The 11,648-nt window shown below is 62.0% G+C and carries 14 protein-coding genes and 1 pseudogene; 7 read left to right on the top strand and 8 right to left on the bottom strand.

Features of this window, described 5'->3' with window-relative positions; genetic code table 11:
• Positions 1–449 (top strand): annotated as a pseudogene (locus JKL46_RS27735) (hypothetical protein); the annotation flags it as partial.
• Between the two features lie 45 nt (positions 450–494).
• Here JKL46_RS27735 and JKL46_RS27730 read toward each other — a convergent pair.
• The 4 genes from JKL46_RS27730 to JKL46_RS27715 form a co-directional block, all read right to left on the bottom strand.
• Complete coding sequence (locus JKL46_RS27730; protein WP_201839345.1) at positions 495–737, bottom strand: hypothetical protein; 243 nt, start codon at positions 735–737, stop codon at positions 495–497.
• A 139-nt stretch (positions 738–876) separates the two neighbouring features.
• Positions 877–1,566: a hypothetical protein gene (locus tag JKL46_RS36995; protein WP_201839343.1), complete on the bottom strand. Its 690-nt coding sequence runs from the start codon at positions 1,564–1,566 to the stop codon at positions 877–879.
• 295 nt (positions 1,567–1,861) lie between these two features.
• Positions 1,862–2,947 (bottom strand): PLP-dependent cysteine synthase family protein, encoded by a 1,086-nt coding sequence (locus JKL46_RS27720; protein WP_201839341.1) that lies wholly within the window; start codon positions 2,945–2,947, stop codon positions 1,862–1,864.
• A gap of 115 nt (positions 2,948–3,062) precedes the next feature.
• Positions 3,063–3,494 carry a hypothetical protein gene (locus JKL46_RS27715; RefSeq protein WP_201839339.1) on the bottom strand — a complete coding sequence of 144 codons (432 nt, stop codon included), beginning with the start codon at positions 3,492–3,494 and terminating at the stop codon, positions 3,063–3,065.
• A gap of 237 nt (positions 3,495–3,731) precedes the next feature.
• On the opposite strand from JKL46_RS27715, the gene JKL46_RS27710 reads away from it, so the two are divergent.
• The 4 genes from JKL46_RS27710 (at position 3,732) to JKL46_RS27695 (ending at position 7,503) form a co-directional block, all read left to right on the top strand.
• The gene (locus tag JKL46_RS27710) at positions 3,732–5,693 is read left to right on the top strand and encodes a putative bifunctional diguanylate cyclase/phosphodiesterase (protein WP_201839336.1); all 1,962 of its coding nucleotides are present in this window, start codon (positions 3,732–3,734) and stop codon (positions 5,691–5,693) included.
• 122 nt (positions 5,694–5,815) lie between these two features.
• The gene (locus JKL46_RS27705) at positions 5,816–6,751 is read left to right on the top strand and encodes a sensor domain-containing diguanylate cyclase (protein WP_201839333.1); all 936 of its coding nucleotides are present in this window, start codon (positions 5,816–5,818) and stop codon (positions 6,749–6,751) included.
• Between the two features lie 175 nt (positions 6,752–6,926).
• Positions 6,927–7,124 carry a hypothetical protein gene (locus JKL46_RS27700; protein WP_201839320.1) on the top strand — a complete coding sequence of 66 codons (198 nt, stop codon included), beginning with the start codon at positions 6,927–6,929 and terminating at the stop codon, positions 7,122–7,124.
• Positions 7,105–7,503 (top strand): response regulator, encoded by a 399-nt coding sequence (locus JKL46_RS27695; protein ID WP_343074133.1) that lies wholly within the window; start codon positions 7,105–7,107, stop codon positions 7,501–7,503. Before JKL46_RS27700 ends, JKL46_RS27695 begins: the two co-directional genes overlap by 20 nt.
• Before the next feature lie 73 nt (positions 7,504–7,576).
• On the opposite strand, the gene JKL46_RS27690 is transcribed toward JKL46_RS27695, so the two are convergent.
• Positions 7,577–8,422 carry a metal-dependent phosphohydrolase gene (locus tag JKL46_RS27690; RefSeq protein ID WP_201839316.1) on the bottom strand — a complete coding sequence of 282 codons (846 nt, stop codon included), beginning with the start codon at positions 8,420–8,422 and terminating at the stop codon, positions 7,577–7,579.
• A gap of 733 nt (positions 8,423–9,155) precedes the next feature.
• Between JKL46_RS27690 and JKL46_RS27685 the strand changes: the two genes are divergently transcribed.
• Positions 9,156–9,896, top strand: a complete 741-nt coding sequence (locus JKL46_RS27685) for a transglutaminase-like cysteine peptidase (RefSeq protein ID WP_425493320.1) — start codon at positions 9,156–9,158, stop codon at positions 9,894–9,896.
• A gap of 28 nt (positions 9,897–9,924) precedes the next feature.
• On the opposite strand, the gene JKL46_RS27680 is transcribed toward JKL46_RS27685, so the two are convergent.
• The gene (locus JKL46_RS27680; protein ID WP_201839312.1) at positions 9,925–10,083 is read right to left on the bottom strand and encodes a hypothetical protein; all 159 of its coding nucleotides are present in this window, start codon (positions 10,081–10,083) and stop codon (positions 9,925–9,927) included.
• Between the two features lie 186 nt (positions 10,084–10,269).
• On the bottom strand, positions 10,270–10,572 hold the full coding sequence (locus JKL46_RS27675; protein ID WP_201839309.1) for a hypothetical protein: 303 nt from the start codon (positions 10,570–10,572) through the stop codon (positions 10,270–10,272).
• A gap of 443 nt (positions 10,573–11,015) precedes the next feature.
• Here JKL46_RS27675 and JKL46_RS27670 point away from each other — a divergent pair, with 443 nt between their 5' ends.
• The gene (locus tag JKL46_RS27670) at positions 11,016–11,288 is read left to right on the top strand and encodes a hypothetical protein (RefSeq protein WP_201839306.1); all 273 of its coding nucleotides are present in this window, start codon (positions 11,016–11,018) and stop codon (positions 11,286–11,288) included.
• 80 nt (positions 11,289–11,368) lie between these two features.
• On the opposite strand, the gene JKL46_RS27665 is transcribed toward JKL46_RS27670, so the two are convergent.
• Positions 11,369–11,566 (bottom strand): hypothetical protein, encoded by a 198-nt coding sequence (locus JKL46_RS27665; RefSeq protein WP_201839302.1) that lies wholly within the window; start codon positions 11,564–11,566, stop codon positions 11,369–11,371.
• Between the last annotated feature and the right edge of the window lie 82 nt (positions 11,567–11,648).

The raw sequence follows: 11,648 nt of genomic DNA, 5'->3' as shown, positions 1-11,648 counted from the left end.
TTGTTGCGGCCACCCACGCCTTGGGAGCCGCGACGCTGCTTAAGACGTGGGTGCCCGGGACAAGCCCGGGCATGACGGCAGAGGGTGGCATTCCCGGTCCGAGAGGCGCCGCGCCTCGCCGCATCGAGATCACCGGCACTGATCTCCGGAACAAGTCCGGGGATGACGGCGAGGGACCGGGCATGACGGTGGAGGGGATCATGACGGCGCAGGGTGGGAGGACGGCAGAGGATGTGAATGACGGCGAGGGAAACGTCATCCCTGACGGCGCCGAGACATACGTCGTGCGCCGCTCCGACCGGGATCGCTTACTTACGTTTCCCGATCCGGACATGCCCGACAAGCCGTCCCCCGTGCGTTTTGCGATCGGGCGCGATGGGCGAGCGTCCGCGATAACGATCGGGATGCTCGACGGGGATGGCTCAGGCACGTTGCAGAAGGAACCCTGACCGACGGCAGGAGGACGGGATTCATCGGAATTCCCGGCAGGCTGCTCAGGTATTGTCTCGCCTGAAATATATCGGTTCAAGCTCATAATGCGCGGATTGGCCATTGGCCTGGGCGACGGCTTCGTCCCTCGATGCGAAGGGTCCGCTCACGGCGATGGCCGTTCCATCGATCAGCACCGTCACCATGTACTCGATCTCGTCTCCGGACCGCACGACTTCGGTCAGGGTAATGTTGTTGTCTCGGTCTTCCGGATGCTCGTCGGATGTCAGGATTTGAAGCTGGGCCATGTGGCATCCTCTGAATCATGAACCTGTAATGGCTGGCGGTTCATGGATGTTATGCCACATGGCTCATCGCCGGTATCCCGGGCCGCCGTCCCCTGCCGCTCGCCGGCCGCGGGTGGACCGTACTCAACGGCTGGGGCGCCTAAGCGGCGCCAAGGTCGAGGAGCACGTTGATCGCACCGACAAGGTTTTCGTCGTTGTCATGCAAGGGAGTGGGAAATGGTCTGAAACGAACTCTGCTCCCATCCGGACGCTCTGCGATCGCCGTCACACCCCGGATCCTTCTGTCCTCGAGGATCGCCACTGCCATCGGGCAGCGGTCATGCGGCAGGGGCGCACCATCGAGGGAATAAATGTGCCATGAGCCGCACCAGCGGTCCCATCCCAGGGCCGGACGCCGTCCCCACAACGTCACGGCGGCCTCGTTGAAGTAGGTAATGAATCCGGTCGCATCCGTCGTATAGGTAGCGAATGGGAGAACTGCCAGAAGCTCGGCATACCACGCCTCTGCCGACCGGCGGTCCGCTGTTGCGCGACAGAGATACTCAATCACCTGGTCAGGGTTGGTGTGCTTCGCGACGAGGCGCAAAAGGACGGTTCGAACATGCTTGCGGACGGTAAGGCTCGCTTCAGGCTCAGGCGCTGGTTGCCCAATCATGGCTTTCCCGTAATCCGCCGTGAGCTGGAACAGGTAGAAGCCGTTGAACCGCACGCCGACAGATGCCGCTCTGTCGTTGAAACCTGATGGACGAACGTCCTGCTGGCGCAGTGAGCCCTCGTACGCCCACCCTTCAAATTCAATAAAATCCGGAAGTGGGTAATCCGCCGGCACAGCGCAGAGAAGCTCGGGTCGCAGCCTGTTCCGGAACAGGTCGTAGGCGCGATCGCTTAGGTTTGGCGGGGAATATATCACATGACGAACGGACCGCATGATGTTCTCTCCCGCGGCTGGCGTTCAAATGATGTTTGATTCGGTGAAGTCTAGTCCCATTCTCCTGTTTGCCCAAGCGTTCGGTGTCACGGCAGAACCATGAGTTCGGCTTTGACATCCCCGCTGCAGCGACTCGCAAGCAGGCCGATTCCGGAGCTCTGCCAGGCTCACCCCGGGATCGGCTCTGCCGGAGGGCTCAGCCCATCCGGAATCCCGGCGTCGATTGCGACAGCGCGGCCTCCTCTTCCGTCATGTCCTCGGCAATCCCCTCGAAGAGCGGGGTCGAGAGGTAACGCTCGCCGGTGTCCGGCAGCATCGCCAGGATCACCGATCCCTCAGGCGCTTTTTCGGCCACCTGCATCGCGACACCGAAGGTCGAGCCGCCCGAGACTCCGGTGAAGATGCCTTCCTTCTGAGCCAGCATCCTGGCCCATTTCATGCCCTCGGCGCCGGCGATCGGGACCAGCTCGTCATAATATTTGCGGTCGATCGTCTCTTGGAGCACGAGCGGAATGAAATCGGGGGTCCAGCCCTGGATCGGGTGCGGCTCGAAGGCCGGGTGGCTCTCGGCCGGGGCGCCCTTCTCGTCGCGCCCCTGCGCGCGGCCGCTCCCGAGGAGTTGCGCGTTCGCCGGTTCGCTCAGGACGATCTTGGTCTCGGGCCGCTCGCGGCGCAGCACGCGCCCGACACCCGTGACGGTTCCGCCCGTGCCATATCCGGTGACGAAGTAGTCCAGCCGCCGGCCCTTGAAGTCGCCGAGGATCTCACGCGCCGTTGTCGCCTCGTGGATGTCGGCATTCGCCTCCGTCTCGAACTGCCGGGCGAGGAACCAGCCGTTGGCGTCCGCCAGCTCCACCGCCTTCTGGTACATCCCGAAGCCCTTGGCGGCGCGTGGCGTGAGGACGACCTTGGCACCGAGCATCCGCATCAGCTTGCGCCGTTCGACCGAGAAGCTGTCGGCCATGGTCACGACCAGCGGGTAGCCTTTCTGGGCACAGACCATCGCCAGCCCGATCCCGGTGTTGCCGCTCGTCGCCTCGACGACGGTCTGGCCGGGCTTGAGCGCGCCCGAGCGCTCGGCCGCCTCGATGATGCTGATGGCGAGCCGGTCCTTGACCGAGGCCGCGGGATTGAAGAACTCCGCCTTGACGTAGATCGTGGCATGCTTGGGCGCGAGGTTGTTGACACGGATGCAGGGCGTGTCGCCGATCGTGTCGACGATGCTTTCGAACAGCGTCCCACGACCGTCGGTGGTCCGAACCGGGGGCTTCGGGCTTGTCATGGCATTCTCCCTAATGACGCTCGCAAGCGTGGTTAACTGACGGTAATCAGCTAGATTGCTAGCCGACGGATTTCCACCTTCCGGCCGAAGAGCAGGTCGTCGAAGCTATTGTCACTCACTTCATCGGGGCCGATGGGAGGGAGCGGAAACGACGCGTGATCTCGGCTCGGTCCTGCGCGACGCTGTGCTCGGCGCCCAAGGACCGCAAGACGGACCAGCGGGTCGGTAGCCAAGAGGGATCGGGAAGGTCGGAATCCTGGCACCCGGCCTCGCGCATCCGATCACGTTCGCGGTTGATGGTCAGGATAAGCCCGTTCCAGTCGCGGACGACGGCAGCGGAGGCCTCATCAAAGGCGACGAGGTTCCCTGCCATGATGGCGGCCTCGTAGGGCTCAAGCGCGAGACCGAAGGTCTTGATGTCCTGTGAGATGGCATCGCCTGCCGCGGCCCGGGCGGTATCGCAATCCCCTCGCCCAGGCTCATTGGCGAGAGCCGAAGGGTTCCAGAAGAACGGGATCAGGCAACACACGAAGGCGAGGGCATGCATGGGCTCCTCCCGCGGTCAGCCAAGGCAATTTAGCACCGGTCACGCTTGCCGTCTGTGCGCTTTTGAACATGCGAATGAGGATGCTGCGGACCTTAACCACCTCCGTTGTTCATCGTCCCCTGCCCCCTGGCGAACGCTCGTAACCCTTATTCGACAGTTGCGGGCCTTCCGAAAAATCCATTAACTGCAATCGATAGGCGGCATAGACCGCTGAGATCCAATACAAGGGGAAGCTTCATGCCCGCGGGTGCTACTAGGTTTCACCTGCGAAAGTATATCGCGGCCGCCTTACTGAGCACCGCGATTCTTGGTGGATTGGTGGTCTTCGCCGTGGACCTCGCCATCGATCGGGCCGTCTCCGCAGACGCAAGGGCCCGTGCGGAAGACTGGGCAAAATACTTCGTCGCGACGATTCCGGAATTCGACGAACTGGTCAGCACCGGACATCTCACCGATCGCCAGCGGGCGGTCGTTTCGACCGCGCTGGTCGGCAACGTGTTCCGCTTCAAGCTCTATGACGCCAGGGGCAATGCAGTCCTTCAGTCCGACCTTGAAACTTTCGCGAACCAGGAACAGCACGATCATATCGACGATGAGGCGATGGAGGTGATCGCCAGCAAGCAGCCGCTTGTTTCCCTCAAAGCCGGAGCCCGCGAGCGCAATATGCCGTCACTCTACGCCGAAGCGTATGTTCCGGTGCTCGATCGCGCGGGCAATTTGCGTGCCGTCGCCGAAACCTATGTCGACGAGACGAGAACGGGAGCTTTCTATCACCAGTCCCTGGGTGCGCTGGCCGTTGCGCTCGGCGTGGGATTTGCCTTTTCCTTCGGCATCCCGACCGTAGCGTTTCTGATCCGGACGAGGCAGGCGCGCGAGGTTCGCCACCAGGCCGAGTTCCTTGCCAGCCACGATCCGATGACAGGCCTGCTCAACCGCACGCGGTTCTCCGAGATCGTCCAGGCCAGAATCGCCAACAGGGTGCCAGGCAGGCAGATGGCTCTCGTCATTCTGGACATCGACAACTTCAAGCTCATCAATGACGATTACGGGCACGCGGCCGGAGACGAGTTCCTCAAGCACGTCGCGCGCGGCATCGGCCGCTTCCGTCTCGATGAGGACATCGTCGCCCGGGCCGGCGGCGACGAGTTCGTGATCGCGCTGACGCGAGCCTCGGTGACGGAGATGATATCTGATGTAAAGGCCATCATGGCGACCATCAGCAAGCCGATCCGCCAGAAGGGCGACACCATGGCCGCCCATGTCAGCGCGGGGATCTATGTGATGACCGATGAGGGGGCCACGGTCGAGGAGGCGCTGAGCCGGGCCGAAGTCGCCCTCCATGAGTCCAAGATCGACGGCAAGAACAGGGTGAGCTTGTTCTCGAGGGAACTCGATGAGCGCATGCGCAAGCGGCGCGAGCTCGAGGATTTGGTTCAGCATGCCACGGCGAACAAGGGCTTCGAACTCCACTATCAGCCATTGTTTGCTATCGATCACGAAAACTGCGTCGGCTTCGAGGCTCTGCTGCGGTTGAAGGATCGCCAGGGCGCCTATGTCCCTCCGACCACCTTCGTTCCGATTGCCGAATCCATGGGACTGATTGCAGCCATCGGCAAGTGGGTGATCGTGGAGGCGACCCGTACCGCTGCAACCTGGCCTTCGGAGACGTTCGTCTCGGTCAATCTGTCGGTCTGCCAGTTTCAAGACCAGACACTGGTCTCGACTGTCGAGGATGCGCTCAAGGAGAGCGGCCTGGCGCCCCATCGGCTTGAGCTCGAGGTCACCGAGTCGATGCTGATGGAGGACAACGAGGGCATCGCCGAGCAGCTCAGGTCTCTCAAGGCGCTCGGGGTATCCGTGGCCATGGACGACTTCGGAACGGGCTATTCGAGCCTCGCCTACTTGTGGCAGTTCGGCTTCGACAAGCTCAAGATCGACCGCTCCTTCGTGAGTGCCCTCGAAAAGGACGAGCACAGGGCCCGCCAGATCTTGAACACCATCATCATGCTCGCCCACCAACTCGGCATGAAGGTGACGGCGGAAGGAATAGAGACCGCGCGGCAGGCCGAGATACTGCGCGGGCTCGCCTGCGATCAGTTCCAGGGCTATCTCTTCGGCCGTCCGGCGCCTGCAAGCGGTGTGGCGTTGGTCTTCACGTCCTCGGGGATTTCATCGGTCTCTCCCGCGAGCGTCGGCTGAAGCCCAACGCAGTTAAGGACGTTCTTCGAACTGGACGGAAGTCCCTTCCCGGGACGGGCAATTGTTTCTACGTGTAGAATCCTATCGCCTCTATTGTCTTTGCCGGTCTTGCCCAGGTCGTAATGTTGAACGTCGTTCCCGATCTCTCTGACGAGACCCTTCGGTCCCTCGTCGAGGCGCTGACCGAAAGTGGGCAGGCGGTTTGCATCTTCGATGCAGAGGACAATCTCCGTTACGCCAACAAGACCTACCAGGGCATGTTCCTGGGCGACTACGATGGTCCGTTCACCTTCAGCGGCATCACCCGCCACGCACACAGAAACGGCCTTGGCGTTCGCCTCGACGACGGCGATGTCGAGGCCTTCCTTGCCAGAACCCTGCCCCGGCGACGGATCCTGCCTCGAAAGTCCTTCGAAACCGATCTCGTGGATGGCCGCTGGTTCTGGATCGACCAGAGCATTCTGCCGAACGGCTGGATCCTGTCCGTCGGTGCCGACATTACGGCCCTGAAGCAGAACGAGAAGGCGCTGCGCCAAGCCCATGATGCTGCGCTCAGGGCATCGCAGACCGATCCCCTCACGGGCCTGGCCAGCCGCCGCCATATCCTGGAGCAACTCGATGGCATGCTGGCCGAGCACGAGGCCTCCGGTTTGAGCGTCTCTATCGCCGTGATCGACATCGACCACTTCAAGACCATCAACGATGGGCATGGCCACGACGCCGGGGACACCGTTCTTCGCCATTTCGCGGACATGTGCCGCGAGAGGGTATCGGTACAGGACAGGATGGGCCGGATGGGTGGCGAGGAGTTCCTGCTGATCCTCCCGGGAGCCGTGATCGACGACGCGTTGCGGACCGTAGACCGGATCCGTGATCGCTTTCCGCCAGCCAGGCTCGTCGAGGACGGGATCGACCTGTCCTACACGTTCAGCGCCGGGATCGCTGAGGCTTTGGCGGGAGATGACCGAAGTTCGATTCTGCGCCGTGCCGACCGTGCCCTCTATGCGGCCAAGGGAGAGGGGCGGAACTGCACCACGATCGGTGTTGCAGCGGAATGATGCCGCGTAGGCGACCGGGCGGGGAATGAGGACTGAAACGCAGTGGAGAACCGATGGTTCTCCTGCCAAGCTGAAACCGATCGCCGGATCGACTGTTCCCCTCCCTAACCTATGTCGGCCTGAACGCTGCGCCGTCGGCGCCAGGCCTGCGACCGAGAATCCAAGGAGAATGCCGATGCCCCGCGACGCCTCGGGCGACGTGCGCCTGCCCCATGTCAACGAACTCCATCCCGACGTGGCGACCCTCATGATCGCGCGAGCTATCGCGGAGACTTACAGGGACGTGCTCGAGGCGCCGATCCCGGACCGGATTGCCGCCATCCTGCGCCAGATGGAAACGATGGAGTTTGGCCGTGACCGTAACCGAGGCTGATCCCCACGTCGTCCTGATCGTGGAGGACGATCCCGACGTCCGGGCTCTCGCCGCAACCCTCCTGGAAGAAACCGAACTCGACGTGGTGGAGGTGGAGAGCGCGGAAGAGGCCCTGGAATGCCTTCAGGAGCGCGGGGGCGAGGTCGCCATGGTCTTTGCCGATATCCGCCTCCCCGGCGACATGGACGGTGTTCAACTCGCCAGGGCAGCCGGCACCCTCTGGCCGACGGTCCGTTTCGTTCTCACCTCGGGCGATCCCTGTGCGGTTTCCGAGGACCTGCCGGACGGCGTTGCTTTCATGCCCAAGCCGTGGCGGAGCCTCGATGTGCTGATACAAGCCGATAAGGCGATCCGCGATCCCCAGCCACCCGTCACGTAGGCATCTCGGCCGCGACCTTGCCCCCTGAAAGACCGGATGCTTCAGGCAGGCAGGTCCGGCTCCTTCAGGATCCTCATCGCTCCGGTCCCATCAGGGAAAGGGAGTGCTCGGCGCAAAATACGTGGCTGTGCAGGTTCGCGATCCACTGCCGCCCCGCCGCCGTCACGTTCAGGTAGGCGAACGCCTCCGAGAGGTGTGGCGAGATCCTCTGCCAGTAGAAGTCGGGGTAGCACTCGACGAGATCGGCCGGAGACGAGTAGCCGAGTTGCTGGTTGAGGCCGATCTCCTCGAACTCATGGAACAGGGCGTTTGCCTTCTTCAGGTAAAGCGGATCACCGAGTTGCCCGATCAGGTCGGCGGCCTGGACGAGGCGCCCCTCCCGGTTCTCGGGAATGCTCTCGCGCTCCGGGCAGGTGGGGAAGCGGGTGAATTCGACCGCCAGTGCCACCCGCTCCAGATCCACGATGGGCGAATGCTGGAGCCGCTCCCGGAGGAAGATCTTCGAGCGGTCGACATGGTAGGGCGCGAGAGCCGCATCCGACGCACCTCGTTCGAGGGCGACAGTCCGGCCCTGATCGTCGACGACGTACCGGCCCTCTCCATCGCCCTTCAGGATTCCCCGCACGTAGCCGAGGTCATGCACCAGGCAGGCGACGATCAGGTGAGAGTAATCCTCCGGCTCGAGGCGTTCCGTCAGGATCCGGCCGTGAAGGATGTCCCGGCCGACGAGCGTGACCAGGAAAGTATGCTCGACGTTGTGATAGAGGGCATCGCTCTTTCCGAGGCACTCCAGCGCGATCCGAGCTGCCTCACCTAGCCGCTCGGCCTCGTCCTGACGGGATGATCCGAACAGTCGCCGGAAATCCTCGGTGAGATGGCTTCCAAGCACATCCGCCGCCATTGCGGGCATCGTCATCATGCGAACCTCCGGGAGCGGCGTTGCGCAGTGTCAGGCCTCGTTCGTCTCAGAAAGCAGTTCCCGAAAGGCTCGGGATCATCATGTCCGCCTTCGTCGCTCATACTGCACTGGATGATCGCGCGGGGCGAGTAAGTGATGCAGTTCCGTTCCCGAGCCTTGACGCAGCATTCCTGGATCCGGTTGAGATCGACGCTTGATCCCGCGGCTCCAGATCACCCTTGTCGGCTAGATGTGATGGGATCCGTGCCGTGCGCCCAGGAATGGGTCGCAGCATCGCAGGCAGTCTGTTCGTCCCGGAAATCCTGATCCGTGCCCTTCTCGAATCCGCAGACGTGACACTGGACAGAGGCGGTGAAGCAGCCATCTTCGGTGGCAAAGCTCATGACCGATGCCGCGTCGCTCGAACACTTGGGGCACAACGTCTGGACCATATGGTCCTTCTCTCCGTGGCTATGGGTTCCGAGGTTAACGCATACGGTACAGCATTGAAGCCATGGGCGCCGCGACAAATTTGTGCGGTGCGGGACAATACCCCTTTTTGGTTTGCCGGCGTGGTCACTCCTGTTGAAAACCGGTCAGCTATAGCCTTGTTTTGAGGCAACGTTGTTGTCCCGGAACGAAATTGCGTCGCAAAACATGGCAAATTTGCACAACGCTTAGGCAATCGCCCACATTCTCCGCGCATGCGAAACGAAGGATGAGCAGCAGGGTGGTTCCTGCCTAGTCGCTGTGCATGTCTACTTGGCTGCGGGACCAATGCCCAAGCAACAATCCAAGCGAGCAAGGCATGCGCAGGAATGCGTGGAGGGGGCTTCGCGCCCAAGAGCAGAAGTGTGTCTATCGCACCCTGAGGCGGGCTAGCCAAGCCGCGGCTATCCTTGTCATCTCGGCCGTGCACCCTGCCCTCGCAGGAACGCCCTCGCCTGCCCCCGCTTCTCCACCGGATGTCAGTGAGATCCTTCGCGCTTCCGGAGAAGCCGGACCGACATTGGCCTGGATCGAATTCTGCGAACAGAACCCTCGGGAATGCATGATTGATCTTTCCGAGCCGGACACCATCCCGTTGACCGACACAACCTGGATTGCTCTCCAGGAGGTCAACACCCACGTCAATCGAACGATAGCGGCGGTGCCGGACCAGGATCACTGGGGCGTGGTGGATCGCTGGGACTATCCGGATGACGGTCTCGGCGACTGCGAGGACATCCAGCTGCTCAAGCGCAGGCTCCTGGTTGAACGTGGACTGCCGCAGCGGGCGATGCGCATGACTGTCGTGATCGACGAGTTGGGTGCCGGGCACGCGGTGATGAGGGTGCGAACGGACCGGGGCGATCTCATCCTGGACAACAAGAGGGATGCCGTTCTGTCCTGGCAGCAAACAGGCTACGTCTACGTCAAGGGCGAAGGAGCGGATGGTAAGGCCTGGGTCTGGTTTGGGGATCAGCTCGCACCGACCGCGACCGCAGCCAGGTAGAATTATGCAGGCGACATGAGGCTGCCGTCTATCGGCGATCCTCTTCTTCCGCCAGCCCCTCTAGGTGTTGGGCGGCCTCAAACAGGTGGAGCTTGGCTTCGAGAAGTGAAATCTGCCGCGCGATGCTGCGGATTTTCTCAGCCTGCTGGCGATACTCGGCCGCCTTGTCGAGGCGGAACGCATCCATGACATGTCTCCGTTGATGTTTCTCGCCTACCAACGGTCCAAAGCGATCATGGTTCGCCCTACCCTTCGCCTACGTGCAGATCCTCAAGCTTGGCGACATGCATCATGACAGCGGTAGCAGAGCAATTTCCGGGCCGCCTTTGCAGTTGCCGCTGCGCGGCATACGAAACGGCTCAGCCTTTCCAAGCTAGATTTTCCGCGTCAAAGGGACGACGTTGTGGCTGGTCGCGATCACCTCTTGCAGCTGCGTCAGCTCCATGTAGGCGTGAGCGCGGTACAGTCTCCACATCGGGCTGACCACCTCCTGGAAGGGGACTTCCGGATTGGATGTCCACCAGGCATCCCACTCCTGGGCGGTGAAGTCGTCGCCGTATGCGTGCGTCACGCTCAGGTCCGGGTCGAAGCCGTCGTCGACGCAGAGGGCCTTCGCCCTGGCTCTGATGTGGCTGTCCGAGATGCCGGATATCTGCTGGGTCCGCGCGTGCAACATGATCAATCCGCCATCGGCTTGGGGGGGAGAGGTTCGCTGCGCTGATCCATGCAGCGTGTCAGTTCCTGGATGACCCAGCGTCTGGCTTGGCGTCTTGATGATCGTGTCATGGTAACCTCCTGCGATGTCACCATGATCGCTCGAAGAAAGCCGTCCTTCCGTGACCGGCGCCACAGAAGCCCCTGTGTGACATGGATCACAGTTCTCCGGCGGCAAAGCGGCTAGAACGATGCTGTTCCCTCCTCCCCAACTTAGCGCCTCGACATCGGTCGAGGCGTTTTTCTTGGAATTCGTCCCCCTCCGTCGATCGGTTGGCTTTTCCTACACGACGACCCTGGCGACGACTCTGACCGCGGTGGTTTACAGCGGAGCATGAACAGCGCATCGTAGCCTTGGAGCGCGGCTCGTGATCCGGCCGCCGGCGTCGTCGCAGGGAGGATGCTATGCCAACGATTGTTGCCCATCACAACATCACGAAAGGCACGGAGCACTGGCTCACCTCACCGAAGCGCAAAGAGTTTTTCGGCTCGCTCGGAGTGACCAACATCCGAACGTTCGTAGATCCACAAAATCCGGCTCGGGTGGCTGTGATGATGGACGTTCCGGATTTGGATGCCCTGAAAACGGCGATGCAAAGCAAGGCGGCCAGTGACGCGATGGCCTCCGATGGGGTGGTGCCGGAGTCCCTGGTGATCCTCGTCGAATCGAAGGGGTAATCGCCTCTCGACGTGGAAGACGAGGTTCCGACGACCGTGTTGGCGGGCGCGTTGTTTTGAGAACCGCCGTGTCCGATTGTCTATCGAGGCTTGCGGAAGCGGCCAAAGGTGGGAACCCAGCGTGACGGCCAAAACGCTAGGACCGCCACGAACGCTGCAATCAGAACAAGAGCCACCATAAGCTGCGCGACGCCGAAGATGGCGGCATCACGAGCCACAAACCAACTCGCTATCAGTCCGGCAACGATCAAGAACAGCCGGGTGATCCATCCGAACATGAGACCCTCCATTCTTCGCCCGGCAGACAGCGTGTCGCCGGATACAGCGCTGGAGCATTTTCGGTGAAGTGGTTCCGATTCG

The organism is Microvirga zambiensis WSM3693 (assembly GCF_016735695.1).
GTDB classification, from domain to species: domain Bacteria; phylum Pseudomonadota; class Alphaproteobacteria; order Rhizobiales; family Beijerinckiaceae; genus Microvirga; species Microvirga zambiensis.
The sequence above is the reverse complement of the archived record's forward strand: the minus strand, read 5'-3'. Positions and strand labels throughout refer to the sequence as shown.

Coding starts and splice junctions, on each gene's coding strand:
- JKL46_RS27715 (WP_201839339.1), bottom strand. CDS start 3,494: ATGCATGCCCTCGCCTTCGTGTGTTGCCTGATCCCGTTCTTCTGGAAC.
- JKL46_RS27675 (WP_201839309.1), bottom strand. CDS start 10,572: ATGTTGCACGCGCGGACCCAGCAGATATCCGGCATCTCGGACAGCCAC.
- JKL46_RS27690 (WP_201839316.1), bottom strand. CDS start 8,422: ATGATGACGATGCCCGCAATGGCGGCGGATGTGCTTGGAAGCCATCTC.
- JKL46_RS27680 (WP_201839312.1), bottom strand. CDS start 10,083: ATGGATGCGTTCCGCCTCGACAAGGCGGCCGAGTATCGCCAGCAGGCT.
- JKL46_RS27730 (WP_201839345.1), bottom strand. CDS start 737: ATGGCCCAGCTTCAAATCCTGACATCCGACGAGCATCCGGAAGACCGA.
- JKL46_RS27705 (WP_201839333.1), top strand. CDS start 5,816: ATGTTGAACGTCGTTCCCGATCTCTCTGACGAGACCCTTCGGTCCCTC.
- JKL46_RS27710 (WP_201839336.1), top strand. CDS start 3,732: ATGCCCGCGGGTGCTACTAGGTTTCACCTGCGAAAGTATATCGCGGCC.
- JKL46_RS27670 (WP_201839306.1), top strand. CDS start 11,016: ATGCCAACGATTGTTGCCCATCACAACATCACGAAAGGCACGGAGCAC.
- JKL46_RS27665 (WP_201839302.1), bottom strand. CDS start 11,566: ATGTTCGGATGGATCACCCGGCTGTTCTTGATCGTTGCCGGACTGATA.
- JKL46_RS27720 (WP_201839341.1), bottom strand. CDS start 2,947: ATGACAAGCCCGAAGCCCCCGGTTCGGACCACCGACGGTCGTGGGACG.
- JKL46_RS27685 (WP_425493320.1), top strand. CDS start 9,156: ATGTCTACTTGGCTGCGGGACCAATGCCCAAGCAACAATCCAAGCGAG.
- JKL46_RS27700 (WP_201839320.1), top strand. CDS start 6,927: ATGCCCCGCGACGCCTCGGGCGACGTGCGCCTGCCCCATGTCAACGAA.